The organism is Streptomyces sp. NPDC001027 (assembly GCF_040299045.1).
In the GTDB taxonomy this organism is placed as follows: domain Bacteria; phylum Actinomycetota; class Actinomycetes; order Streptomycetales; family Streptomycetaceae; genus Streptomyces.
In genome coordinates, this window is record NZ_JBEPBI010000529.1 from 1 (window position 1) to 2,033 (window position 2,033).

Sequence of the window (2,033 nt, forward strand, 5' to 3'; positions counted from 1 at the left end):
GCCGGGTCTCCGCCCTCGTCGGCCCCAACGGGGCGGGCAAGAGCACCCTCATGTCGCTCGCGACGGGCTTATTGACGCCGACCGAAGGCGCCATGCGCGTGCTGGGGGAAGCCCCCGGACGCCGGGGCGCCCACCCGCGGCTCGCCTTCCTCGCCCAGGACAAACCCCTGTACCGGGGCTTCACCGTCGAGGAGATGCTGCGCGCCGGACGCGCCCTGAACCAGCGGTGGGACGCCGCCTACGCCAGGAGCCTGACGGACGCGGCCGGAGTCCCCGCGAAGGCCCGGATCTCCACCCTCTCCGGCGGTCAGCGCACCCGGGTCGCGCTGGCCGTCGCCCTGGGACGCCGCCCCGAACTCATCGTGCTCGACGAGCCGTTGGCCGACCTCGATCCGCTGGCCAGGGAAGAGGTGATGCAGGTGCTGATGCAGGAGGTCGCCGAGACGGGCATGACCGTTCTGCTCTCGTCCCATGTCCTCGCCGACCTCGACGGCATCTGCGATCACCTGCTGCTCCTGGCGGGCGGCCGGGTGATGCTGGCCGGCGACGTCGAGGACCTGCTCGCCGCCCACCGCCTCATGATCGGCCCCAACCGGGGCCCGGAGGGACCGCTCCCCGCCGGCGACGTCGTCGAGTCGCGCCGCACCGAACGGCAGGCCACCGTGCTGGTGCGCGACCCGGAGGCGGACACGCCGGGCTGGGAGTCGCACGAGCCGACCCTGGAGGAACTCACCATGGCCTATCTGCGCTCCTCCCGCGCGGCGGCCGCCCGGCGAGGCGACGCGGAGGAGCACGGCAGCGCGGAGGTGGCCGCCTGATGCTGTGGGTCGCCTGGCGTCAGCAACGCCTCCAACTCCTCGTCACCGCGCTGCTCGTGGCCGCGGTCGCCTCCGTCATGACCTACTACCGGCTCGACGCGGTCTCGTACATGGGCGACCACGGCATCGCGGGGTGTCTGCGCATCCAGGACGGCTGTCCGGTCGACGCCATGAACGCGCTGAGCGACACGTACAAGACCTACGCCTCCGTCATCCCCATGGTGCTGCTCTGTCTGCCCGTGCTCCTGGGCATGTTCGCGGGCGCTCCGCTGTTCGCCCGCGAGATCGAGCACGGCACCCATGTCTTCGGGCTGACCCAGTCGGTCAGCCGCCGCCGCTGGTGGGCGACCAAGGTCCTGGTGGCCGGCGGACCGGTGGCACTGGTGATGCTGGTGCTGGGACTCGGCGGCGTCTGGGCGCTCAAGCCGCTCAACCACGTGACCCGGGGGCCGTTGCTGACTCCCGGCTTCGAGACACAGGGGCTGACCCTCGCCGCGTACACCGTGCTGGCGTTCGCCGTCGGCGTCGCGGCCGGCCTGCTGTTCCGCAACACCGTCACGGCGATGGCGATCACCCTCGCCGTGTACCTGGCCGTGCTCGTGGGCCTCGGCGCGGCAGCCCGGCCCCACTACGTCGCGGCCGAGCGCATCACCGGCACCGTGGCGCAGAGCACCGGGGAGAGCGAACGGGGCGGCAAGAGCTGGGTCCCCGACGACGCCTGGCGGGTGGGCTCCACGTACTACGACAAGAGCGGCCGGGAGATCTCCTTCAACCCTTCCGGTTGCGACGGCACGGAGACCATCCAGAGCTGCCTCACCCGGCAGGGCGTGGCCTCGCAGACCGCCGAATACCATCCCGCGTCGCAGTTCTGGAGCATGCAGGCCGTGGAGAGCTGCGTCTTCCTCGCCCTGTCTGCCGGTCTCCTCGCGCTCGGCGCCTGGACGCTGCGGCGCCGGGTGCTCTGACGCGACGCCCGCGCGGGCACGACCGTAGTCGGCAGTGGCGACGGGGCGACGTCACGTCACTATCAGGGGGCGGCCCACAAGTACGGCCGCCCCTGCACGTGCTGTCACGTCGTCAGACACTCCTCTACCGACGGCGGGTCTCAGGAGCGAGGCTCCAGCACCTCCAGGGCGCCGGTGTCGGTGTCGTAGCTGCGCAAGGTGGTGAGCCGGACCGACAGCGGCGGCGCCGGCAGCAGCTCGGGGATCCGCC

2 protein-coding genes are annotated in these 2,033 nt (G+C 72.1%); both read left to right on the forward strand.

Annotated elements, in window-relative coordinates; translation table 11 throughout:
* The coding region (locus ABT300_RS43560) for an ABC transporter ATP-binding protein (protein WP_351688591.1) at positions 1-818 on the forward strand (818 nt) is incomplete at its 5' end.
* On the forward strand, positions 818-1,783 hold the full coding sequence (locus tag ABT300_RS43565) for an ABC transporter permease (RefSeq protein WP_351688594.1): 966 nt from the start codon (positions 818-820) through the stop codon (positions 1,781-1,783). The genes ABT300_RS43560 and ABT300_RS43565, both read left to right, overlap by 1 nt.
* Positions 1,784-2,033: the final 250 nt, after the last annotated feature.

Excerpts from the sequence above, each read along its gene's own strand:
- ABT300_RS43565 (WP_351688594.1), top strand. The coding sequence starts at position 818 with ATGCTGTGGGTCGCCTGGCGTCAGCAACGCCTCCAACTCCTCGTCACC.